General features: G+C 50.4%; 20 protein-coding genes. 13 read left to right on the forward strand and 7 right to left on the reverse strand.

From position 1 onward, the window contains the following. Window positions 1–15 precede the first annotated feature (15 nt). Window positions 16–3612, forward strand: a complete 3597-nt coding sequence (locus AC1DF0_RS23755; protein WP_477575529.1) for an S-layer homology domain-containing protein — start codon at window positions 16–18, stop codon at window positions 3610–3612. A gap of 100 nt (window positions 3613–3712) precedes the next feature. On the opposite strand, the gene AC1DF0_RS23760 is transcribed toward AC1DF0_RS23755, so the two are convergent. Beyond that, window positions 3713–4060: a hypothetical protein gene (locus AC1DF0_RS23760; protein ID WP_477575530.1), complete on the reverse strand. Its 348-nt coding sequence runs from the start codon at window positions 4058–4060 to the stop codon at window positions 3713–3715. Between the two features lie 222 nt (window positions 4061–4282). Here AC1DF0_RS23760 and AC1DF0_RS23765 point away from each other — a divergent pair, with 222 nt between their 5' ends. From AC1DF0_RS23765 to AC1DF0_RS23795, 7 genes are all read left to right on the forward strand, one after another. Further along, a complete protein-coding gene (locus tag AC1DF0_RS23765) occupies window positions 4283–5920 on the forward strand; it encodes a response regulator (RefSeq protein WP_477575531.1) in 1638 nt (545 codons plus the stop codon). 1 nt (window position 5921) lies between these two features. Further along, window positions 5922–7721: a cache domain-containing sensor histidine kinase gene (locus AC1DF0_RS23770; RefSeq protein ID WP_477575532.1), complete on the forward strand. Its 1800-nt coding sequence runs from the start codon at window positions 5922–5924 to the stop codon at window positions 7719–7721. After that, window positions 7721–8698 carry a substrate-binding domain-containing protein gene (locus tag AC1DF0_RS23775; protein ID WP_477575533.1) on the forward strand — a complete coding sequence of 326 codons (978 nt, stop codon included), beginning with the start codon at window positions 7721–7723 and terminating at the stop codon, window positions 8696–8698. The genes AC1DF0_RS23770 and AC1DF0_RS23775 overlap by 1 nt, the downstream gene beginning before the upstream one ends. A 38-nt stretch (window positions 8699–8736) precedes the next feature. Beyond that, window positions 8737–10005 (forward strand): ABC transporter substrate-binding protein, encoded by a 1269-nt coding sequence (locus tag AC1DF0_RS23780; RefSeq protein WP_442051853.1) that lies wholly within the window; start codon window positions 8737–8739, stop codon window positions 10003–10005. Window positions 10006–10153: 148 nt separating this feature from the next. Then, window positions 10154–11533 carry an ABC transporter substrate-binding protein gene (locus tag AC1DF0_RS23785; protein WP_477575534.1) on the forward strand — a complete coding sequence of 460 codons (1380 nt, stop codon included), beginning with the start codon at window positions 10154–10156 and terminating at the stop codon, window positions 11531–11533. A 106-nt stretch (window positions 11534–11639) separates the two neighbouring features. After that, window positions 11640–12542, forward strand: coding sequence for a carbohydrate ABC transporter permease (locus AC1DF0_RS23790; protein ID WP_477575535.1), 903 nt, complete (start codon window positions 11640–11642; stop codon window positions 12540–12542). A 22-nt stretch (window positions 12543–12564) separates the two neighbouring features. After that, window positions 12565–13410: a carbohydrate ABC transporter permease gene (locus AC1DF0_RS23795; protein WP_477575536.1), complete on the forward strand. Its 846-nt coding sequence runs from the start codon at window positions 12565–12567 to the stop codon at window positions 13408–13410. An 87-nt stretch (window positions 13411–13497) separates the two neighbouring features. Here AC1DF0_RS23795 and AC1DF0_RS23800 read toward each other — a convergent pair whose 3' ends face one another. From AC1DF0_RS23800 to AC1DF0_RS23825, 6 genes are all read right to left on the reverse strand, one after another. Continuing rightward, window positions 13498–13881 (reverse strand): hypothetical protein, encoded by a 384-nt coding sequence (locus tag AC1DF0_RS23800; RefSeq protein WP_477575537.1) that lies wholly within the window; start codon window positions 13879–13881, stop codon window positions 13498–13500. Between the two features lie 92 nt (window positions 13882–13973). Continuing rightward, window positions 13974–14204, reverse strand: coding sequence for a hypothetical protein (locus AC1DF0_RS23805; RefSeq protein WP_477575538.1), 231 nt, complete (start codon window positions 14202–14204; stop codon window positions 13974–13976). Window positions 14205–14450: 246 nt separating this feature from the next. Further along, the gene (locus AC1DF0_RS23810; protein WP_477575539.1) at window positions 14451–14855 is read right to left on the reverse strand and encodes a VOC family protein; all 405 of its coding nucleotides are present in this window, start codon (window positions 14853–14855) and stop codon (window positions 14451–14453) included. 130 nt (window positions 14856–14985) lie between these two features. Next, window positions 14986–15933: a helix-turn-helix transcriptional regulator gene (locus tag AC1DF0_RS23815; RefSeq protein WP_442053479.1), complete on the reverse strand. Its 948-nt coding sequence runs from the start codon at window positions 15931–15933 to the stop codon at window positions 14986–14988. 164 nt (window positions 15934–16097) lie between these two features. Then, window positions 16098–16370 (reverse strand): hypothetical protein, encoded by a 273-nt coding sequence (locus AC1DF0_RS23820; RefSeq protein ID WP_477575540.1) that lies wholly within the window; start codon window positions 16368–16370, stop codon window positions 16098–16100. 206 nt (window positions 16371–16576) lie between these two features. Then, window positions 16577–17608, reverse strand: coding sequence for a LacI family DNA-binding transcriptional regulator (locus tag AC1DF0_RS23825; RefSeq protein WP_477575541.1), 1032 nt, complete (start codon window positions 17606–17608; stop codon window positions 16577–16579). A 205-nt stretch (window positions 17609–17813) separates the two neighbouring features. On the opposite strand from AC1DF0_RS23825, the gene cysD reads away from it, so the two are divergent. The 5 genes from cysD (at window position 17814) to AC1DF0_RS23850 (ending at window position 23659) form a co-directional block, all read left to right on the forward strand. Beyond that, window positions 17814–18710: a sulfate adenylyltransferase subunit CysD gene (gene cysD, locus AC1DF0_RS23830; RefSeq protein WP_477575542.1), complete on the forward strand. Its 897-nt coding sequence runs from the start codon at window positions 17814–17816 to the stop codon at window positions 18708–18710. After that, window positions 18710–20314: a sulfate adenylyltransferase subunit 1 gene (locus tag AC1DF0_RS23835; protein WP_477575543.1), complete on the forward strand. Its 1605-nt coding sequence runs from the start codon at window positions 18710–18712 to the stop codon at window positions 20312–20314. The genes cysD and AC1DF0_RS23835 overlap by 1 nt, the downstream gene beginning before the upstream one ends. 153 nt (window positions 20315–20467) lie before the next feature. After that, the gene (locus AC1DF0_RS23840; RefSeq protein WP_477575544.1) at window positions 20468–21724 is read left to right on the forward strand and encodes a carbohydrate-binding domain-containing protein; all 1257 of its coding nucleotides are present in this window, start codon (window positions 20468–20470) and stop codon (window positions 21722–21724) included. 135 nt (window positions 21725–21859) lie between these two features. Next, complete coding sequence (locus AC1DF0_RS23845) at window positions 21860–22426, forward strand: SF0329 family protein (RefSeq protein WP_477575545.1); 567 nt, start codon at window positions 21860–21862, stop codon at window positions 22424–22426. A 69-nt stretch (window positions 22427–22495) separates the two neighbouring features. Further along, window positions 22496–23659, forward strand: a complete 1164-nt coding sequence (locus tag AC1DF0_RS23850; RefSeq protein ID WP_477575546.1) for a DUF4317 domain-containing protein — start codon at window positions 22496–22498, stop codon at window positions 23657–23659. The last annotated feature ends 18 nt before the right edge of the window (window positions 23660–23677 follow it).

Here is a 23677-nt window from a genome sequence, read left to right on the forward strand (position 1 = left end):
AGGAGCGAGAGGGAAATGATGTTTATGATGAGATTATCCGGTCCACCGCAAGTGTTGATAAAAGGATTTACGGTTCGAATTCTATTGGGATTGATGGTATTTGCTTTGATATCTTCTTCATTCGCGCTGCCTGCGTCGGCAGACGCCGGCAGCGATTGGACGCACTGCGCGGATGAAGGAGGAACATGTTCCCCTTCCGGGACGAAAGAGCTGCGTTTCGGAGCGGATACCCGATATGTGACGAAAATCATTACCGGCGACGTGACGTGTTCGGCGACGGGATTGTCCGTAACGGATCCCGCGGTCGGCACCGTGAAAACTTGCGATATTCGCGACTTGCAGCTTGATAGCGGAGTGACCGCAAACGGCAGCGGAGATCATCGGACCGTTACGGTTACATTTAGCGTTTATGCGGCACAAACGGGCACGATAGAAGATTTGAGAAACAAAATAACGGTGCAGAAGACGGGGGAGGAAACCTTCTCGCCGCTGGGTACGAACGATATTGTCTCGGATGTAACGGCTGCGGCTTCGTCAAGCGCGTTCTCCATTCACTTCGAGCACGCGTTGGTCGGATCGGAGAACATCATCCGAATCGATGCCGAGGCATTCGAAGATAGCTCCGCGGTTCCTTACGATCAGACCCTGATTATCGATAGTATCCGATTCGGGGAAGGGACGGAAAGCAGTCCTTATGAGATTGCGACCGCAGAACAGCTCTTTAAGATCAGGGACGAAGTGGGGATTGGCGATTATTATAAGCTGACAGATGATATTGATTTGAGCGGCTATTCCGCGGGCGAGGGCTGGATGCCGATTGGCGATATGAATACGCAGGTTTTCGAAGGTTATTTGGATGGGAACGGCTATACGATCCGAAATTTAACGATTAACATGCCCGGCAGCAATGCCGTCGGTTTATTTGGCAGTACCAGCGCGTATGCCGTTCTTACAAATATGAAACTGGAAGACGTCTCGATTAACGCGGATACTTATGTAGGGGGTTTGGTCGGATACAACCAAGGCGCCATTAGCAACAGCAGCGTCACGGGAACCGTTAACGGCGTAAGCAGCGTAGGCGGATTGGTCGGTTTTAATATCAATTACGCTCCGATCAGCAACAGCTATGCCGCAGCCAATGTCGAAGCCCGTACACGCGCTGCTGGTGGACTAGTAGGTTCCAATGATGCAAGAATTAGCGGCAGCCACGCTCAGGGAAGCGTGTCGGGAGGTAGCTATATCGGGGGCCTGGTCGGCTGGAACTATGGGAATGGGATGATCAGCAACAGCTTTGCATCGGGAAGCGGGAGAGGAAATGACACGATAGGCGGTTTGGTTGGTATGAGTCAGGGTTATATTCTCACGAGCTACGCAACGGGGAGTGTAGCCGATGGTTGGGGTATGGGCGGCTTAGTAGGTGCCCAGGTTGCAGGATTGATCAACAACAGCTATTACGACATTCCTGTCGATAATGGTCTTGGTACGTACGTAACAACCGAAGCCATGAAGCTGCATTATACGTATGTCGGATTTGATTTTTCAGAAGGTACAGGGGCGTGGGGGATGAATTCTTCCTATAATAATGGCTTTCCTTACCTTAAGGCAGCGGTACCTTCAGCCGTAATTAGCGTAGGCGTAAGTCCATCCGCTTCGATCGTGGTTGCGGGAGCAACGAAGCAGTTGACTGCCGTAGTGGTAACGGCGGGCGGAGCAGTTCAAGACGTAACCTGGACAAGCAACGATAATTCGAATGTATTCGTTGATGCGGACGGCTTGGTGACGGTTGCCTCGGATGCAGCGACAGGCGACTACGTCATTACGGCAACGTCAACGGCGGATACGAGTAAAATAGGAACGGCAACGGTCACGGTCCTGCTTAACTTATCCGGCGTAGGCATTAATGTATTAGGCGGCAAAATAACCGGTACGTCAGCGGCTATGGAATATAGCCTGGATTCAACGGACGGAACGGGTGGAACGTGGCTGAGCGCAAGCGATACGAATACAGATATCACGTTCACGGCTGGGAATCTATATGTTCGCGAAGCGGCGCTGCCGACAAATTATCGCCTGGTGGCATCCATCGCTAGTGCGGCAGAAGCGCCGAGCGGCGTATCCGCGAATTTGTCCGGCGGGCAGGCTGCCGTGAAGCTTGTAGGTGCTAACCTAACGATGGAATACAGCAGGGATGGCGGCACAACCTGGCAAGCCGTGACACCCATGATTGAAGCGGGAACGGCAACGATTGACGTATCGGTATTTCCGAATGACAATCTGCAAGTTCGAACAGCGGCAACGACTAGTGCTCTGGCTTCTCTGGCAACGACGAAGTTGAATGTAGGATCCGTGACAAGCGTAACGGTAGGTCCGGCAACAGCTACAGTCGTTCAGGGAGCGAATCAGCAACTGACAGCTGCCGTATCAGTAGTGGGAGGAGCACCGCGAACCGTAACTTGGACAAGCAGCGATAACACGAATGTAACCGTTGACGCGAATGGTATCGTAACGGTTGCCGCAAACGCGGTGCCAGGCAACTATGTCGTTACGGCGACATCAACCTTCGATACAAGCAAATCTGGATCAGCAACGATTGCCGTAAAAGCAGCACCTGCCGGGCCATCGGGTGGGGGAAGCAATCCAACCATCGAATCGCCTCTAATCTCCACTGACGGTACATTGACGCTTCCAATCGGAACCAAAGGCGAGGTTAGTTTGGATGGTGCTGTGAAGGTGTCCATTCCGGCAGGCGCAACAAACGAAGAACTGCGAGTAACGATCACCAAAGTGCTGGACACGAAGGCGCTTCTAACACCTGAAGAAGTGCTGGCAAGCCCGATCTTTGAAATTTTGAAAAACGTATCGGGCAATTTCAGCAAGCCGGTAACTTTGACCTTTGCTTTCGATCCCGCACTATTAAAAAATGATCAAAAGCCGGCTGTGTTCTACTATGACGAAACGAAGAAAGTATGGGTGAAAATCGGGGGTGTCGTCGACGGAAATCATATTTCCGTAGAGGTTGATCACTTTACGAAGTTCGCTGTCATGGCCACGGATGAGCCCGTCAAAGAGAATGTTAGTTTCAATGATATTAAGGGACACTGGGCTGAGTCGAACATCAAGCAAGCGGTCAGTAGCGGAATCGTTACGGGTTATCCGAATGGTAATTTCAAGCCGGATTCCACGGTGAGTCGTGCGGAGTTCGCGGTCATGCTGATGAACTCGTTGCAGCGGGCCGGAGATGGAGCGGCATTGACGTTCACCGATGAGGCTAAGATCGGAGACTGGGCAAAGAAGGCGATCGCGCAAGCCGTCCAACTAGGCATTATTACCGGCTATGACGATGGTACCTTCCGTCCGGATGCAACGATTACTCGCAGTGAAATGGCAGTTATGGTTGCAAGAACGCTGAAACTATCCATCGATGAGAATGCCGTAACCGGCTTCGCAGACGACAAGACCATCCCGTCATGGGCGAAGGGCGCAGTAGCGGCAGTTGAGAAGATTGGCCTTATGGTAGGTTCAGGAGCAAATAAATTCAACTCCGATGCAAAAACGAACAGAGCGGAAGCCGTAACCGTACTGATGAGAATGTTGGAGCAACTGAATAAATAGATGAACAAATGAAGGGGTACCCTGGGGCGTTGGAACAAACGGCTTTAGGGTAACCCTTTTTACTGGAAAACCGCATTATCTACCTTTAGTAAGCTTCGTTTTACTTTGTTTTCTTGCGCGAATGGGAGGCTACTCGTGATCCTTTTGCGGATTTTTTATTTTTCGTTTTAACCTTTTCATTAGGTAGACTGGATAGGAACGCTTTTGGTCCAAAAAAAGAGCCGGCCATTTTGATCATTGGCTGCAACTGCTGAAAGATGCTGAAAAATTTTTGGGCATTTCCCATCAAGGACATGATTCCATCGAATCCACCTAATCGATTGGACGTGGCAAACTCATTGTCTGAGGAAGGAGTAGCGGGAGAATTTTCTGGAATAATGGAACCATTCAAAGCTTCACTTTCAGTAGGAAGAATCGCGGTAGTACGTGCTTTGTGCATTCGCTTCACTTCGGATCACTTTCCTTTTCTATTCTTATTTTTTTTGGTATTTTATGCGCAATAGTCTTTCGATGATTGGATATTTGTCACCGAGACTTTCAATCTACTGGATTGGCCTTGATAAGGTAGAGATTAATACCCTTTCCATAAGATAATTTTCCCCCTCCCCCCTCCAAGGGCATCAGTTATGATGAAAGTGATATTGACATCGATCCTGCGGAGGAATAGCCCATGTACAAAGTAATGATCGTGGACGACGAATTGGTAGTCAGGGATGGACTTAAGCAAACGATCGAGTGGGAGGAGCACGGCTTCGCRCTGATCGGGGATTACGAGAATGGCAGAGACGCATGGGAAGCGATCGAAGCCTTCAAGCCGGATCTGATTATCTCGGACATCAGCATGCCGCTTATGGACGGGCTGGAGCTGGCGGGAATGGTTTTAACCCATTATCCATATATCAAAATGATCATTCTGACCGGATACGATCAGTTCGAGTATGCGCAGCAAGCGATTCGGCTCAAGGTGTCGGACTTCATTCTGAAGCCAATCACCGCGAAAGATATGCGAGCGCTGCTGGGCAAAGTCCGGCTGGAGATGGACGAAGAGACGAAGCGGCGCGAGGATCTCGGCCGGCTGCGCAGCCAGCTCCATCTGAGCTTGCCGCTGCTTCGGGAACGGTTCTTGGAGCGGCTTGTCGTGCTTGGTCTTGGAAGGCAGGAAATCGAGGGGCAATTCGCGTTTTTTGGGTTGCCTGCGCTGAAGCCTCCGTTCATCGTTATGCTGGCGGACATTGACGACTTCGGCGAACGCGACGCATGGATGGACGATGGTCACGACGCGGAGTTTTTTCGGTTTGCCGTTTATAATATTTTCGAAGAGGTCATCTCGGCTCGCAGCAACGCGCTCCTGTTTCGTACGAGGGAGGAGCGGCTTGTTGTCATTCTGAACGGAGCCGATGGAGAGGACGAACTATACGTTGGGGCCTACGGGATGGCGGAGGAAGCAAGGCACCACATTGAGAGATACCTGAAGTTCACCGTGACGATCGGCATTGGGCGAGCCTGTTCGTCGCCGGAGCAGCTTCCGGTATCCTACAAGAGCGCCCAATCCGCTCTGGATTATCGATTCCAGCTGGGGAAGAATCGGATCCTCAGCATCAATGATCTGGAAGGAAGCGAAGGCCGGGAGATGCCGTCTGCGCTGCCCGGCGACTGGGAACGCAAGCTGTCCGCATCGGTCAAGACGGGCTCGGGAGAAGCGGCGTGCCGCCAAATCGAGTGCTTGATCGAGGAATTCAGACGCTCGCGGATGCCGATCGAGGCGGTATTTCTGCAGACGCAGAGAATCGTTCTGACGCTTATGAACGTCATGCAAGAGCTCGGAGCGCATAAGGCGGAGGATCTGGGGAAACGCCAGCTATGGCTGACGGACATTTATCGTTTCAAAACGCTGGACGAGATCGAGGTCTGGCTGAAGGTGATCGCGAGCGAGCTGGCGGAGTCCGCACTGGACAATCGCAATCTGGTCGCCAGCAATCAGATTGCCAAGGCGACCGAATATATTGAAGATCATTATGCCGAGGAGAAGCTGTCGCTTCAGCACCTGTGCCGGCACACTCTGATGAGCACGAGCTATTTCAGCCTTCTCTTCAAGCAATATACCGGAGAGACCTTCGTCGAATACTTGACCCGGGTACGGCTCGAGAGAGCGAAGGAGCTTCTTCTTGCCACCTCGCTCAAATTTTACGAGATCGCGTCGCAGGTAGGCTACGCAGATCCGAATTACTTCAGCATCCTGTTCAAGAAGCATACGGGCTCGTCTCCGCGGGATTTCCGGGAGAAGCAGGCAAAGGAGAGTCTAAGCTGACATGTTCCGAGAACGCCGGCCGTTATTCCCGCTTTTTCCGCTAAAAAGCATTCAATCGAGCATTGCCTTTGCGTTCTCCGTTCTGATCCTGCTGACGATCGCGGCGACGAGCCTGTTCGCTTATCGGCTCTCCGTCAATGCCGTCGAGAGAAACTCGAAGGGCTATATTCAGGAAGTCATCAACCAGGTGAACACGAACATCCAGTCCTATGTCGATAACATGGAGAACATATCCCTGCTCGCAATGACGAATAAGGACGTGAAATATTACATCTCCAGCAACAGCTTCATCGGGAACGAAGGACGCCGCCCTTATGAGAAGCGGATCTCGGACCTTTTCCAATCCATTCTCTACACCCGCAAGGATATTGCTTCCATAATGGTATTCGGCTACAACGGCCGATTCGTCTCCGATCGCCGGATCACGACGCTGAACCCGAACGCGAAGGTGGAGGAGCAAGCCTGGTACATGAACGCGCAGAGGGAAGGCGGCAAGTCGGTTATCTCTGAGCCCCATGTGCAGAACATCATTCAGAACGAATATCGCTGGGTCGTCTCGCTGAGCCGGGAGCTGAAGAACTCGGACGGTATGACGGCTGACGGCATCTTTCTCGTCGATTTGAATTTAAGCGTCATTAACGATCTATTGAGTCAAATCAACCTTGGCAAAAAAGGCTGCGTATTCATTGTCGACGGCAGCGGCAATATCGTTTACCACCCAGAGCAGCAGCTCATCTACAGCAACCTGCGCTCCGAGCAGATCGCCGAGGTCGTACAAGCGGGAAGCGGGACTACGTTCAAGGTGGAGGACGAAGAGGGCAAACGTTTCTATTCGGTCAAGGACACAAGCTTCGGGTGGAAAATCGTCGGGGTCGCCTATGCGGAAGACCTGATCGGCTATAAAAGCACGCTGATCAACTTCTTGTTCATCACGCTCGGCGGCGTAGCGGTCTCCCTCGTCATCTCCGTTATGCTGTCGCGCCGGCTGTCGCGGCCGATTCGCAATCTGCAGCGGAACATGCGGAAGGTGGAGAAGGGCAACTTCGACGTACAGGCCGAAGTGACGCAGATGAACGAGATCGGCCAGCTTGCGCGAACGTTCAACATGATGGTCGGGCAGATCAAGAACCTGATGCAGGAAATCTTCGACACGCACGAGAACAAGCGCAAGAGCGAGCTTCAGCTGCTGCAGGCGCAGATCAATCCCCATTTTCTATATAACACGCTCGATTCGATCGTGTGGATGGCGGAGACGAAGAAGCACGAGGAGGTCGTTGAAATGACTTCCGCTCTCGCCAAGCTATTCCGGGCGGGCATCACGAAGGAGCAGGAGCTTGTCCCGATTCGGATCGAGCTTGAGCATATTACCAACTACCTGCTCATTCAGAAGATGAGATATTCAAGCAAGTTTGACTACCGGTTGGACATTTCCGACTCGATTCTGGGCTATAAGACGCTTAAGATTTTGCTTCAGCCCTTTGTTGAGAACGCGATCTATCACGGCATTCGCAATAAGCCCGACAGCGGAACGATCGTCATCCGAGGCATGGAGACGCCAGACGCCATTGTATTCGAGATTGAGGACGACGGACTTGGCATGACGGAGGAGCAGCTGGACAAAATCTGGGAAGCGCCGGACGGAGAGTGGAAAAACGGAGGGATCGGCATTCGCAACGTGAACGAAAGAATTCGATTGTACTTCGGACACGCCTACGAAATCTCTATCCGAAGCGAGCTGGCAGAGGGGACCTGCGTGACCATTCGCATCCCCAAGATTGAGGGATCGGGAGGTGCGGGCTGATGCGGCTTCAGAGGTTTACGGTAGGAATGGGATTGCTGGTTCTGGCGACCGCACTATTCACCGTATTTTACTTCCAGCTCTATAAAGGAGGCACGGCGAGCGAGCCGAGAATCGCGGTTATGCTGAAATCCACCAACGTGCGCTCAGACTTCTGGCAGACGGTTCGCGAAGGTGCGGTTGCGGGAGTTAAGGGGAGCGGTGCCCGGCTCGAGGTMATAGGCTCGCTGCAGGATACCGATGCGGCGGCTCAGGTTCGGCTGCTCGAGGACGTCCTCATGCGGAAGCCGGAAGCGCTCGTTGTCGCGCCGATCGAGGACGCCGGGGTGAGGAGCGTACTTGCGCGCATCCGGGAAGCTGGCATCAAGCTGGTCGTGATGGATATGCCGATGGGCTCGGATTTTGACGGGGTGACGTTATCCAGCAATTACGCGGAAGCCGGCAGGCAGGCTGGAGAGGTCGCCGCTGCGGAAACGGCGGGAGCTCCGCGCGTGGCGGTTCTGAGCGATTACGAGTCGTCCAGCGTATCGGCAGAGAGAGTCAAGGGAATTCGGGAGGCGATCGATGCTAACGAGAACAGCTTCGTCGGAACCTTTTACAGCGACAATAATGAAGATCGCGCCTATGTACTCGCGACGAATCTTCTTAGCTCCGAACCGGACATGAACGCGATCATCGCACTGAGCGAGCCGGCGGCTCTGGGGGCGGCCAAAGCGGTGGAGGAAGCGGGCAAGCAGAATACGGTGAAGCTTATCGCCTTCGACAGCTCGCTCTACGAGATCAAGCTATTGGAGGAAGGCAGCCTGAGCGCCATGATCGTTCAGCGGCCATTTAACATGGGGTATCTCGGGGTGCGCACGGCTCTGAAGTTAATCGACCGCAAGACGGTTCCGAGGATGACGTATATCGATTCCATCGTCGTGACGAGAGACAATATGTACTCTCCGGAAAACCAGAAGCTGCTGTTTCCATTCAGGTAGAGGGCCCGGATATGCGGGATGAAGAGGGAGGAATAGGAATGAAGCGGGGGAGTGCTCGCGCGTTATTGCTGGTATGTATACTGTCGGCAGCAACGCTGCTAGGGGCGTGCTCGGACAAGGAGTCGCAGCCGATCGTCACTGAGGAGGAGAAGCAGTCGGTTATCCGTTTCGTCGCCGCGGAATACAGCACGGAGAGCAAGCCGTTCCTGGAAAAGCTTGTCCGGGAGTTCGAGATTCAAAACCCGGAAATTATCGTTGATCTTCAGGTCGCCAACTGGAACGTGCTGGATGGGATCTACACGTCGATGCTGAGCAAAAACAGCCCCCCCGATCTGCTCATCACGAACGTATACGCGCATTTCGCCAATGCCGGCAAGCTGAACGATCTGAACGAGATTATTTCTCCGGAGCTGAAAGCCAAGCTGTATCCGAATCTGATGCAGATGGATCGAATCGGGAACAAGCAGTACGCGCTTCCGTATGTGGCGTCGATTCGCAACTTGTACTATAACGAAGAGCTGTTCGAAGGGGCGGGAATCGGGGCGCCGCCGAAGACGTGGAGCGAGCTGATGGAGGACGCGCGCAAAATCAAAGAGACGAGCGCCGCTCACGGCTTCGGCGTGGATTTGACGGACGACGAGATTCAGGCTTACTTGTCTTACTTCTTCTTCGGTTCCGGCGGCGGTTGGATCAAGGACGGCAAGTGGGTCATCAACTCTCCCGAGAATGTGCAGGGACTGACCTATCTCAAGGAGCTGTACGGTCAAGGGCTGACCGATTCGGAGCCGACGGTGACGACCCGCGACGAGAAGCAACGGATCATGGGCGACGGCAAGCTCGGCATGATGATCTCCGGCAACTACTTCGCGTCCGTCGTGACGCGAGAGTCGCCCGGCCTGCGCTGGGGAAGCGGTCCGCTCCCGGTCAGAGACGGGATGCCGCCGATTTCATTCGGGGTTCAGGATGTGCTGGTCTCCTTCCAGACCGACCATACGGACAAGGCGGCACTCATGAAGTTTCTCGATTTTCTTTATGATGACAATAACTACGAGGACATGATCGTTCGGGAAGGCTTTATCCCGGTTACGTCTACCGTCGGAAGCAGGCTGTCTCAATCCGATTCGGCGATGAAGCAGTACTTGGAGGAGCTGGGCAAGGCCAAGTTCTATCCAATTCAGGAGCCCGCCTGGCAAGCGGTTATGGATATAAGCCGCAAAATGGGCGATGCCGTCCTCTACGACAACCTGTCGCCGCAGGACGCGCTCGACCAGCTTCAGAAGTTCGCGGAGACCCGTAGCACGCAATAGCGGGCAGAGCGGCGTTCAGCCGCACAATAAGAAAATACTAGAGATTATTTGGAAGATATTCGATAGAGACGCGAAGCCCTCCCCGATATGATGGTTACAGGCGCCGAACATGGCGCAAACCAGCATATACGGGGAGGGTTTTTGCAATATGGTGACAAACAAAAAATGGGCAGCGCTTTGCCTTGCCGCTGTCATGATGATCGCGCTGCTGGCAGGCTGCGGCTCGAACGGCAACGGGAATAACGGGGGCGCAACCAAAGCGCCGAGCACTAATGCAACCGAAGAGCCAAGTACAAATGCAACCGAAGAGCCGAGCACAGGCTCGTCCGAGACGAAGCTGACCGGCGATTTCGAGATTCAATACTTCGTCGGCGGTTATGGCGACAAGTGGTGGAAGAAGGTTATCGCTGATTTCGCAGCGGCGAATCCAGAGCTGAACATCAAGGAGAGCGCCGGTCCGAAAATCAACGAGCAGAACAAACCGCGCTGGATCGGGGGCAACCCGCCGGATTTCGTCTACATTGACGGTCCGAACCTGAACGACCGCCAGATGGTCGAAGACGGCCAGCTCGAGGACCTGACCGACTGGCTGAAGGATGCCAAGAACATCGACGGCGACAAGATCCTCGACGCGCTGGCTCAACAGCCGCAGCAATATGACGGCAAGATCTACAATATCCCGCTCGTTCTGAACTCGTGGGGCATTTTCTGGGATAAGGCTCTCTTCAAGGAGAAGGGCTACGCCGAACCGGCCGACTTCCAATCGTTCCTCGAAGTCAGCGAGAAAATTAAGGCAGACGGCATTACGCCGTATATCCATACCGGCAAATATCCTTACTACATCAACGGCTCGATCCTGTATCCGGCGATCGTCTCTAACAATAACGACGACTTCACGATCCTGCAGGACATGGCGGCGAACAAGATCGAAGCTTACCAAAGCCCGGCCGTGCTCGCGGCTCTGAACCAAATCGCGGAAATGCGCGACAAGGGTCTGATCGACAAGGCGGCCATCCAAATCAACCATACCGACTCGCAAATGATGTTCCTGCAGCACAAGGACGCGTTCATCTCCAACGGCCTCTGGCTGCCGAACGAAATGGCGAAGGACGTACCGGCAGGCTTCGACTTCGGCTTCATTCCGTCGCTCACTCAGAAGCCGGGCGGCAAGGTCGTCGCGAACACGTCCACCGCTACTGTCGCAATCGCTAAGAATGCGAAGAACAAAGAAGCGGCAAAGGCGTTCCTGCAGTTCGTGTTCTCCAAGGCTCAAGCTTCTCAGTGGGCAGAGCTAAGCGGCGCTCCTTCCAACATCAAGGGCGACATCAGCAGCTCGAATGCGCCTAGCTTCGTTAAGGATGCAGCGAAGTACCTGACGGATCCGAACACGGTCGTCATCCCGACGATTACGTTCAACGCGGACGTCGATACGGAAATGCAGAATGCGACCGATGCGTTGACCATCGGCAAGATTACGCCGGAAGAGTGGGTTAAGCGCGTGACCGATGTCGTGGCCAAGGTCAAGTAACGTTGTCTAGCGTATCTATTTGAAAAACCGTGGAAGCGGAGGCAAACCCAGGGCGCGAGCCTGAAGGATGCCTCCGCGAATTTACTTGAAAGGAAGGCGGGCCTGCATGAAGTCGGTATCGGAAAAGCTTCAGCGCAACTTGTTCATCGCCACGTTCATCGTTCCGACTCTCGTATTTTTCTTCATTTTCACCATCTATCCGGTCATTCAGGCGCTGTACTACTCGATGTTCGATTGGTCGGGGATGTCGGATACGAAGGAATTCATCGGCTTCGACAACTTCGCGAATATGTTCAAAGACCCGATCGTTCTAAGAGCCATCGGCAACGATTACCTTCTCGTCGCGGGCAAGATCGTCGGAATCATGGTTCTGGCAACGTTCTTTGCCGTCGCGTTGACACGCTTTAATTTCAAGCTGGCAGGCTTTTTTCGGTCGATCTTTTTTATCCCGAACGTGATCTCCGTCGTCGTCATCGGCGTGCTGTGGAACTTCATCTATAACCCGCAGATCGGCTTCCTGAACGGATTTCTCTCCCTGTTTACGGAAGAGAAGGTTACGATCGCCTGGCTCGGCTTCACCTCGCATACGATTTATATGCTGCTGCCTCCAGCCATCTGGGCAGGTATCGGCTTCTATATGATTCTCATGATCGCGGCGATTCAGAATATCCCGGAGTCCTACTACGAGGCGGCCCAACTGGAAGGCGCGAGCCAGTGGATGCAGTTCAAGAGCATCACAGTTCCTCTCATCTGGGAGCAGATGAAGGTATCCATCATCAACATCATGATGACGACGCTTAACGGTTCCTTCGTCATCGTGTGGATCATGACTGAAGGCGGACCGGACAATTCGACTCATGTTATGGGCTCGTACCTGTACCAGATGGCTTTCCGGCAATATCATTTCGGCTACGCGGCGGCTATTGGGGTGCTTATTCTCGTTCTATCCCTGATCACCACGGTCATCTTGCAGCGGCTGCTCCGTCATGAATCGGTCGAACTGAGCTAGAGGTCAAAGGGAGGACAACATAATGAATATGGGGATCAAAAATCCGGTCGTTAAACTTATTTTCTTCGCCATTCTTGTCATATGGAGCATCTCCGTGCTGTATCCGCTGTTGTGGACGCTGCTGGACGCTTTGAAAAACAACGAGCAGTTTTTCCTTAACGCGCCGTGGGCGCTGCCCGATTTTCCATTGCTGTGGTCGAATTTCGCTTATGTCTGGAACAAGTATCATTTCGACCAGTACTTTATCAACTCGATCGTGGTAACGGGCGGCTCGACGCTGCTCGGCCTGCTGCTGTCCGCTACGACCGCTTATGCGCTCGCCCGGTACAAATTCAAAGGAAGCAACGGGTTGTATTTGCTCTACATTTCGTCGATGATGGTTCCGTTTATTTTGGCGCTTATCCCGTTGTTTTTCCTCATGGATTCCATGAATCTGATCAATACCAAAATCGGTCTTATCTTCGTCTATACGTCCAGCGTCATCGCGTTCGGCGTGTTCGTGCTGGTCGGCTTCTTCAAGTCGTTGCCGAAGGAGCTCGAGGAAGCCGCGGTTATCGACGGAGCCTCCCATTACGGAACGTTCTTCCGCGTTATGCTGCCGCTGTCGCAGCCTGGGCTGATTACGGTCGGTATCGTGAACGTCCTGAACATCTGGAACGAATATATCGTTGGCACCATCCTGATTAACGATCCTACGCAGTATACGCTGCCCATCGAAATTGGGATTATGCAGGCCGAAATGCAATACCGCACGGAATGGGGGCCGCTGTTCGCGGCGCTTCTCATGACGATCGTTCCGGTGCTAATCGTCTATATTAATTTCCAGAAGAAAATCGCCAGCGGAATTACGGCGGGAGCAGTCAAGTAGTTGAAACAGCGACAACCATGGACTAGAAAATAAAGTCCTAAATTGTCGCTGTTTTATTAAACGCTCTCCGTTAGTTAAGCGTTCGCCTTACACGATCCTGTTGACGTCATATTGCTTTGCTACAATCCAACCATTCAATCCGTATGAAGAATAGATTACATAATATAGGTATCCTTCTGTCATAAGTCGATTAGATAATTCATCGATACTTTCATAAGACAACGGCCAGCAATAGTCTTTTTGTTTCTCTAACAATTCATTGTTATCTTCGAAAAATAGGTTCACCCCATATTCTTGAATGTTCAAGATCGTACTTCCTTCTAGTTGGGTTTCGAATCGATGAGCTAGTACATCTCCAAATGAAACTTTCACTTGTTCGCAGTTACTGGATGCTTCCGTATATAGAATTATTTTGTGATTTTTTAAATCCACTTGATAAGATGTGATTTCGTTATCATGAACACTAATCATCTGCCCCCTCCTCAGTAAGCATTTTCTTACACTCTTTCACTGATGGTTCATTTGCGTTAAACTCCCGTTAGCGTAATGCTTAAATATCCTAATTAACGTTTCTTAATATCATAAACTGTAACAAAAGCGGTCTCATTAAAACCAAATTGTCTGCTTACAATGACATAGCTTTCATCGAAAATGTCAATAACATCACCGGTTATTAAGGTAGGCAATGAAACTTTTGTTTCCTGTTCAAACAAACAATTATCGCCAACAAAGAAACGAGTTATAAAAAATTCGATTGGCGGAAAATCAGGTTCATGCTTTATGAGCTTCAACATTTGTCACCTCATTTTTAATAGCAATTACTTCGAATACGGCGACTAGCCGCCTCATTATTCTTTGTACTAAGGTTCTCCGTTAGCGCAATGATCTGGCTTTTTATTTATGATTCATAACAGTTCCCCGCGCTTCAGGACCAGTTCCTACCTCTGTCGGCTTCAAAAAGCAAAAACTTGCCGTTACTTGTGATACGGTTCACCGCGCTGTCTGTAACGGCAAGTTTGAAGGTCATCCTTTACTGCCCGTCAATGTCTACCTCTAAACCGTTTAATCGCATCCTCGGTCACCGGCTCGAAGAGGTTAAGAAGGTTGCCGTCGGGATCGCGGAACAGCATAGAACGGTTCCCCCACGGCATCGTGGTCGGTTCCTTTACCCAATTATCGACAAATGGCTTCAAGCGTACATATTCGGCCTCGACATCGTCGACGCGGAACTCAATAATGACAGTGCGATTGTTAGCCCCCACTACGGAACCGGCGCCGAATAGCTGCGCCGTCTGGGAGTGGCCGATTGCAAGGGTGGATGATGACACAACGAGTTCGGCAAATACAGGCGCGAGTCGCTCCGCCGAAATCCCCAGGACTTTCTCATAGAACTCGACGAGGCGATCCACGTCGTCAGTAATGATGCGTACAGAAGCGAAATTCACAAGATATCATCCTTCCTAATAATAATAGGTTTGGCTGTGTCCCACAGCTGTTGCAAAACATACTTTTACTTATTTATCTCCTTTACATTTACATGTCCAATTATAAAAAAACGCTACTGACAACGTTATGTCAGTAGCGTTTTAGAATTTTTTTGGCTTCCTCACGAATCCGATTTCGGAACGATTCGGGTTCCAACACGATTACGCCCGCTCCCCAGCCAAGCACCCATTGCAGCAATTCATCCAGCTGACGAACGCGTAAGACCACATCCAATCCATCTTGATGCTCTTTCATATCCTCTATGTAATGATAGTTTGATTCCTTCACCTTATCCGCGATGTCATGGTTAAATCGAAGGCAGACTCGCAAATGACGATCATCTAAAGGGGTATACTCCCTTAAGTCAAAATGCGCCGGGAGTTCGAATCGTTCGTCCAGTTCGATAAGTTTATCCATTCGGGACAACCGGAAATGGCGGATGTCTTGGCGTAGATCACACCGGGCCACAAGCATCCAAGATCCTTCAACGAGTACAAGGCCATAGGGAGCGGCTGTACGTTCGCTATGGCGGCTCCCCGTGGAATCCGTAATTCTTTTAGAATAATGAAATCTGATCTTTCGCCCATCTAATAGAGCTCGGCGGATCTTATCGAGATTTTCCCTTTCGTTTGACGGAGCTGCATGTTTGCCTGGAGCGAGCAATCGCAGCGACCTTCTTATACGGGAGGTCTCACTGCGGACACTGTCTGATAGAGTGACCTCGATTTTCCTCCTAGCAACATTAGCTCTATCACGATAATCATCATCAAATCGTTGCTCGATAAACTCTGTTCCTATAAGCAAGGTCACGGCTTCCTCTATTGTAAAACTGATCGGAGGTAGAAAATATCCCTCCATTAAGGTATACCCTGTGCCTGTAGTGCCTGTAATCGGCACGCCTGCTTCGCTGAGCGCCTGAATGTCGCGATAGATGGTCCTCACGCTGGTTTCAAATAGTGCCGCCAAATCTTCGGCGCGTACCACCTGCCTGCCTTGCAACTCCAGCACGATGGCCAACAAACGATCTGTTTTGTTCATTGACTGCCCCCTTGAAACGTAATACTGTACAACAGAAACTTGCCGTTACTTGTGATACGGTTCACCTCGCATGTTCCTAAAGTAGCCTGCCCTTTAGCTTAATGAAAATGGAGTAACTGCCCGATCGCAATCTGCTCCATGTTGAATTCAACTAAAGTTTCCAATTAGCGTAATAATTCGTCTGAGCTTACTTTTTTAAATAATTCGCTATAATGAGTTAGTCCAAAGTCTCTTTCAAGACCAGCTATGTTTTCCCAGAAATCGTCCTCGTTAAATCCTACAAAGTCTTCCATAATGTCCAAGGCAAGATTATGAAAAGCATGTGCTACTCGTAATACGCGATTAAAGTTATCTATATTGAATTCACCACTGTTTTTGATATCTAACAACGCTTGATAATTAAGGGCTAAATAGGCTTTTCTTTTGTTTTCTTTCAATGTTATCCACTCACTTCAACATAGTTTTGAATATTCAATATATTCGAGGTGATGGTCTCAATACCTCTCTATACTGTGAGTCCTTTAAGTTAATCTGCCCGTTAGCGTAAACAGCGGATGTCAGTCTTATACTTTCTTATCTTCGGATTCCTAGAACGCAAAAACTCCCGTCCCGATTCGATTAATCGGGGCGGGAGTTTTGTTTTTTAAGAAGTAATCGTTATCTTTGCGACGCTTTCCCGAACAATCAGCTTGTTTGGCAACAGCACTTTGGCAGGCAGCTTGTGACGCTTGTTCATCCGATCGATTAGGAGCTGTACCGCCCAGTTCCCCATCTCGACAATGGGCATTCCGACAGTCGTCAGCATCGGAGATACGTAACCGGATAGCTCGATATTGTCCATGCTAATAATCGACAGCTGCTCAGGCACCTTGATCTTTGCCTCCGTAAATCGTCGCAACGCGGCAATTGCTGCAATGTCCGTTGCGCAAAATACGGAAGTCGGAAGCGGGGAGGCTTTCGCCAGAAGCTCCTCGGCTCCCTGATAGCCGCCAGGCCCGTTCTGAGGGCAGTTGCTCACCAAGCTTTCCGAGCATTCCAGTCCGTATTGGTGAAGGGTATCGCGGTAGGCTTCGTATCTTACCTCGTTTAACGTCTCGCCAATATAACCAATTCGCTTGTGTCCGTTATCAATCAGATGTTTAATCGCAATTTGCGTAGCTTCATATCCGTCGCATATGACCTGATCACAGTTGGCAGCAATGACGTTTCGCCCTACATAGACCAGATTTTTGTAGTGCTTCTCCAGAAAATTCATGCTGTCGTTGCTGAAGCGGCCCAATATGATTGCGCCGTCCGTATGTGAGGATTCGATCTGATCAAGCAGTGCATCGGTCTCGATATCAAAGAGAGAATAGGAATGACGAACGGCATAACCCAGATCCAGCGCTTGCTGTTCGATGGCGCGAGACATCTGCGCAAAGAAAGGATCATCATCCAATTGTCTGGTACGACCCAATATGCACGAGATGGAAGGAGGGGACGACTTGCGGGAAGTACGTTTGCCAAGCTTGAGTTCTCTGGCATTCTGGTCCGGTACATAGCCGATTTCTTTCGCAACCATCCATACTCTGTCGCGCACTTCTTTAGTGGCAAATCTATTGTCAGGGGAATTCAAAATGCGCGATACGGTTGAGATGGACACGCCTGCCATAGCTGCTATCTGCTTTAAAGTCATCAGACATCCCCCTTTATTATTATTTGATTATGATAGCTCGTTTTTGCGCAAAATAAAAGCGGGTTTGCGTAAAGCGAACGCAAATTTATTCGAAATACTTAAGTGAAACGTTTGCGTAATGAGTGCTGGTTTTCCAAATCGAAAAAACATATAATAATATGAAAATTGTGCTGATTTTTTTATGGGCATTATAGGAGTGATACACATGTCGCTGACACACTTGGATAAACTTGAGGCTGAGGCGATCTACATTTTTCGGGAGGTTGCCGCTGAATGTGAACGCCCGGTTATGCTTTATTCGGTAGGTAAAGATTCGTCGGTCATGCTTCATCTGGCGATGAAAGCCTTTTACCCTGAAAAGCCGCCATTTCCGCTGCTTCAAATCGATACGAGCTGGAAATTCCGCGAAATGATCGAATTCCGTGATCGCAGAGCGAAGGAGCTCGGTGTTGAACTGATTGTTCATCGCAACGAAGCTGCTATTGCAGAGGGCATCAATCCGTTTGATCACGGATCTGCATATACGGATATTATGAAAACACAGGCGCTCAAAGAGGCGTTGACCAAGTATCAGTTTACCGCCGCTTTCGGCGGAGGACGACGCGATGAGGAGAAGTCTCGCGCTAAGGAGCGTATCTTCTCGTTCCGTAACGAGCAGCATACTTGGGATCCGAAGAACCAACGTCCGGAAATGTGGAAGCTTTATAATACCCGCATCAATAAGGGAGAAAGCATGCGCGTATTCCCAATCTCCAACTGGACGGAGAAGGACATATGGCAGTATATCCAACGCGAGAATATAGAGATTGTTCCGCTATATTTGGCAGCTGAACGCCCGGTTGTCTATCGTGACGGCAATATCATCATGGTGGACGATGATCGTATGCGGATGCTGCCGGGAGAAACTCCCGAAATGAAGATGGTGCGTTTCCGTACATTAGGCTGTTACCCTCTTACGGGCGGGGTTGAGTCGGAGGCTGATACGCTGGACGAGGTTATCGCAGAGACGTTATCGGCAACGACTTCCGAACGAACAAGCCGCGTCATTGACAAGGAAGCTGCAGGCAGCATGGAACGGCGCAAACGGGAGGGGTATTTCTAATGAGTAAGACAGAAAGCAGTCTTCTGAAATTTATTACTTGCGGCAGTGTGGACGACGGCAAGTCAACGCTTATCGGCCATATTCTATACGACTCGAAAATGCTATATGCCGATCAGGAGCAGGCTCTTATGCTCGACAGTCAGGTTGGCAGTCGGAACGGAGCTATCGACTATTCCCTATTGCTTGACGGTCTGATGGCTGAGCGTGAACAAGGCATTACGATTGATGTTGCTTACCGCTACTTCAATACCGAAAGACGCAGCTTTATCGTTGCTGATACGCCTGGGCATGAGGAATACACCCGCAATATGGCCGTTGGTGCGGCATTTGCCGATCTAGCCGTTATTTTGCTCGACGCCAAGCAGGGCGTTCTGGTGCAAACTCGTCGCCACGCTCGTATATGCGCGCTGATGGGAATTAAGCATTTTATATTCGCGGTTAACAAAATCGATCTTGTAGGCTACGATAAGCAACGTTTCTTGGACATTACCGAGGATATTCAGCAGCTTCGCAAGGAGCTTCGATTGGATAATGCCGTTATCATTCCTGTCTCGGCGACAGAAGGCGACAATGTAACGCAGCGTTCTGCCAATATGGAATGGTATGACGGTCCGACATTGCTGGAGCATCTGGAAACGGTGGATATTTCTACGGATATCACGGAGAGCGGCTTCTACATGCCTGTTCAGCGAGTAAGCCGTCCGGATCATAGCTTCCGCGGCTTCCAAGGACAGATCGAAGCAGGCAAGGTTGCCGTTGGCGACACGCTGACTATTCTGCCAAGCGGCGAGACGGCAGTCGTCAAATCTCTTCACATCGGAGAGAAGAAGGTAGACAGCGCGATCTCCGGTCAGCCTGTGACGATTCAACTTGATCGTGAGGTCGACGTATCACGCGGCTGCGTGCTGTCCAAAGATGCAGGCTTGAAAACATCGACCGTCCTTTCGACGACGCTGCTGTGGATGGATGAACAACAGCTCGTTCCGGGCAAGGAATACTGGATCAAGCTGGGCACGAAGCTGTTGCCTGCCTTGGTGACGGAGCTGCACCACAAGGTGGACGTCAATAACGGCAACTTGCTTGCGGCTACTACAGCGGTCAAAAACGAGCTAGTGAGCTGCGATATTGTTGTCTCTGAACCGCTCGTTGTCGATGAGTTTCTGCTGCACAAAACGATGGGCGGACTTATTCTGATTGATCGTGTTACGCACGCTACGGCGGCATGCGGGGTTGTTATATCCGTAGGCAGCGAGAATCAGGATGGCGTGTTCTTGCAGGACGGGAATACCAAGCAGCAAGTCAATCTGTTCGACAGCTTCTGGTACGAGCCCGATGTGAACATGGTACTGCGTCAGAAACATCCAGCGGCTACGTATAACAAAGGGGATGCGTTGCCTCTGCAGAGCGATCAATGCGGATATCCTGCCGATTTTGATCTGCAGTCGGATGCAGGCTTTGCTCATATCCGCGGCGGCCTATTCACAGGCTTCGGCCCTCGCGAGCCGCAATTGCCTTTGCTTGATGTGAACGGACTGGAAGCAGGTACCGGTGCAACCGGAGGTTTTGGCAAATATCGCAATATTCTCGTACGAGATAAAGGTTAAGCATTACGAGTAAGCTCGGCAAAAGAAAAGGTTCAAGCCCATGCGGCTTGAGCCTTTTTCGTTTTTATTTTTAAGGTTGGCTAAAGCTAGCTGCATTAAAGTTTAAATAGGACGAGAGGCGATAACATTATTTAAATAAAGGAGTGTTCATTCATGAAAACAAAAAAAACGAAGAAAATAAGCGCTATTACGTTGGCCCTATTACTTAGCGTATCTGCCGTGGGATGCTCTAACGCACAAGATGTCAGTGTGGATGCAGCAGTTACTCAAACAGAAATTACTCAAGAAACAAGCACACCGAGTTCAAGCGCGACAACGTCATCAAGCGAAACGACAACAGCGGAAGCTTCCGTACAAGACACATCGGAATTGTTCAGCGAACGGGATTTGGAACAGTCGGCGGACCTTGCAGGCGCAACTCAGATTAAATTAGAGAACGATCAAGACGTGACGCTGAATACAGAAGGTGTCTATGTCTTAAGTGGCGAGGTAACCAATGTGACGGTGGTAGTTGAAGCAGCCGAGGATGCGAAAGTTCAAATCGTCCTTGACGGCGTCCGAATTACCAATGAAGATTCACCTGCCATTTACGTGAAAGAAGCGGATAAAGTCTTCGTTACATCCACGGACAGCGAGAGCTATATGGAGGTTACCGGAAGCTATGTGGCGGATGGAGATACGAATTTGGATGCCGTTATTTTCTCCAGAGCAGATCTGACCCTGAATGGAACCGGAAGCTTGGATATTGTATCGAACGACGGGAACGGGATCTCTTCCAAGGATGATCTGAAAATTACAGGAGGCGTGTACAACATTCAGTCCTCTGCGGATGCCTTAGAGGCCAATGATGCGATCCTTATCAATGATGGAACGCTTACGATCAATTCGGGCAAGGATGCCCTGCACAGCGAGAACGACGAGGATGCTGCTCTTGGATATATCATTATTAAAGGCGGCGACTTCAAGATCTCCGCTGGCGACGATGCTATCCAAGGTAACAGCTTTGTACAAATCGATGGCGGCACGATTAACATAGAGACCAGCGAAGAAGGTATCGAGTCGACGAGCATCAAGATTAATGACGGACAAATCACGTTGTATGCGAAGGATGACGGGATTAACGCCTCGCAAAAAGTCGATGGTCAAGTCGTTATTGAAGTCAATGGAGGCACTATTAATGTAAGTATGGGCAGCKGGGATACGGACGCCTTTGATTCGAATGGCGATCTCTATATTAACGGAGGCACCATAACGGTTGAAGCCTCGTCAGCTTTTGATGCGGATGGTACAGCTCAATTAAACGGCGGAGATGTTACGGTCAATGGAGAAAAAATCACTCAAATCACCCTATCGCAAGGAGGCGGTGGCCGAGGAGGTGCAGGGGGCGGTAGAGGAATGGGCCGCCAATAGTCCAGTAGTCGAATAGGAGACGGTTCTTTCCGGCCGAAACGAGGTTCAAGCCCATGCGGCTTGAGCCTTTTTAGGTTATTATAGAGTATGACTGTCTCAACTGGCAGTTTATAATAGAGAACATAGGTGAATGACATGTCCTGGAGCAAATTGAAGCAGCAGTTGGAGAGCTTTCTCAGTCCGGCGTTAAACGGAAGGGTCGAATACCGAGCAACGGGCTACCGTTATTTGCCCGATAAAGCCGGACTTTGTTATATTGCGGCGGACAAGAAGAACGTGCTCAATATGATCGATAAAACGACCTTGATCCGTTGGTATGAGACGGAGCTGGACATTAAGAATGATGCTGGCATCTACATCCCGATCACTGACGAAGAAATCGAAGCCGTACGCAAAGGCGCGTCGGGAGTCATTCCGGAGGATCGGCTTCAAGTGATGGCTAGAAGCAGGAAAAAAGCAGAGCTAGCCAAGCAGCTGATGACGGCGCAAGCCTCATTAAGCAAATCGAACTTCGTCGTGACGGCGAATGCGTTTCTATCCACTTCGATCGAGGCGAGCATGGAGAGCAACGATATTTTATTGAATATTTTAGCCTTGGTCGACAAACGAGTCGGGAAGAAGCGGTTGTTGAACATAGCCGACCAAATGAAGCTAAAGCATCCCGCTGTCCAGTATTTTTATGAGCTGCGGCTTAGTACGTAATGAACATTAATAACTCATTCATTTAAACGGGCAAGGCCATCTTACTACATAGGAGCTGTCTGACGGAACATGATCAAGAAAGAGCTTGCGCATATTCGCAAACAATTTAAGCTGGATAATGATTTGCTTAATCTTTTCGAGATTCTTAACGTGTACATCATGAAAGAAAGCAACGAAATTTATCATTACGAGCGTCAGCCGTTCGCCATGTTGGACAGAGAGAAGCAGGAGCTGTATATGAGCAACTTCAAAAAACTGCTGACCGGCGAATTGGATCAGAAGCAATTCGAGTTAAAGTTCATGGATGAAGCGGTGGACCCTTCACAGGTGCTTCTCCATCAAGCGTTGGTGACCGGCGATTCGGATGAATGGCATGATCTGATGATTCTGATGGTGGACAAAATGTTGGCGGATACGAAGTATGAACGGGATACGGTCGTTACTTTCGTCCGCGGACAATATTTTCGCCCGACCAAGGAAAGGAACGAAGAAGCCGAGGAGAGCGGAAAGGACGAGCTGTTCGTCAATCCGTTCATTCTGTGCAGCGTGAATTCTACGGAGCAACAGCGCAACACCCTTATGTTCGATTATGTCGAGAGGGAGTTCAAGTATAATGTCTTCGTGGATCCGATCATCAAATTGAACGCGCCGGAGCAAGGGTTTTTCTATCCTAGCGTGACGGACAACTATTCCGACGTGAATCGCATTATGTACTGCGCGGGTAAATCCAATGAACCGAATCCGCATTTTATCGAACAGGTCCTGAATGCCGAGAAGTCCGTGACGGCGCAGGAAGAGAGAGCTATTTTCGAGGAAATCGTGAAGGAAGTGGCAGGGGAGCAGCTCGATGCGGCAACGCTCGCTCATGTGTACGAGGAAATTCACCAGATCATCGAGAGTAGCGAAGAGGAAGAGCCCCCGAAACTGGATTATAAGGATGTAGCACATATGCTCACTGCAAGCGGCGTGGACAACGTGACGACGGAAAAGGTGGAATTGGCGTTCGAAACGGTTGTCGACGACAAAAATTATGAGCTCAAAGCGACCAGCGTCATACCGAAGTTTACTTCGAAATCGATTAAGATCGATACGAAGGTAGCTACGATTTCGGTCAGCCCGCAAGATTTAAAATATGTGAAACAGGTCAATTATAGAGGGAAACGATGCATCTTAATCGAGGTCGACGAAGATGCGGTTATTGAAGGATTTACGCTTACTACGGAGACGTTGTAGGGGAGCCATACAAATGAT

The sequence above is a fragment of the Paenibacillus sp. 05T425 genome, from assembly GCF_056396205.1.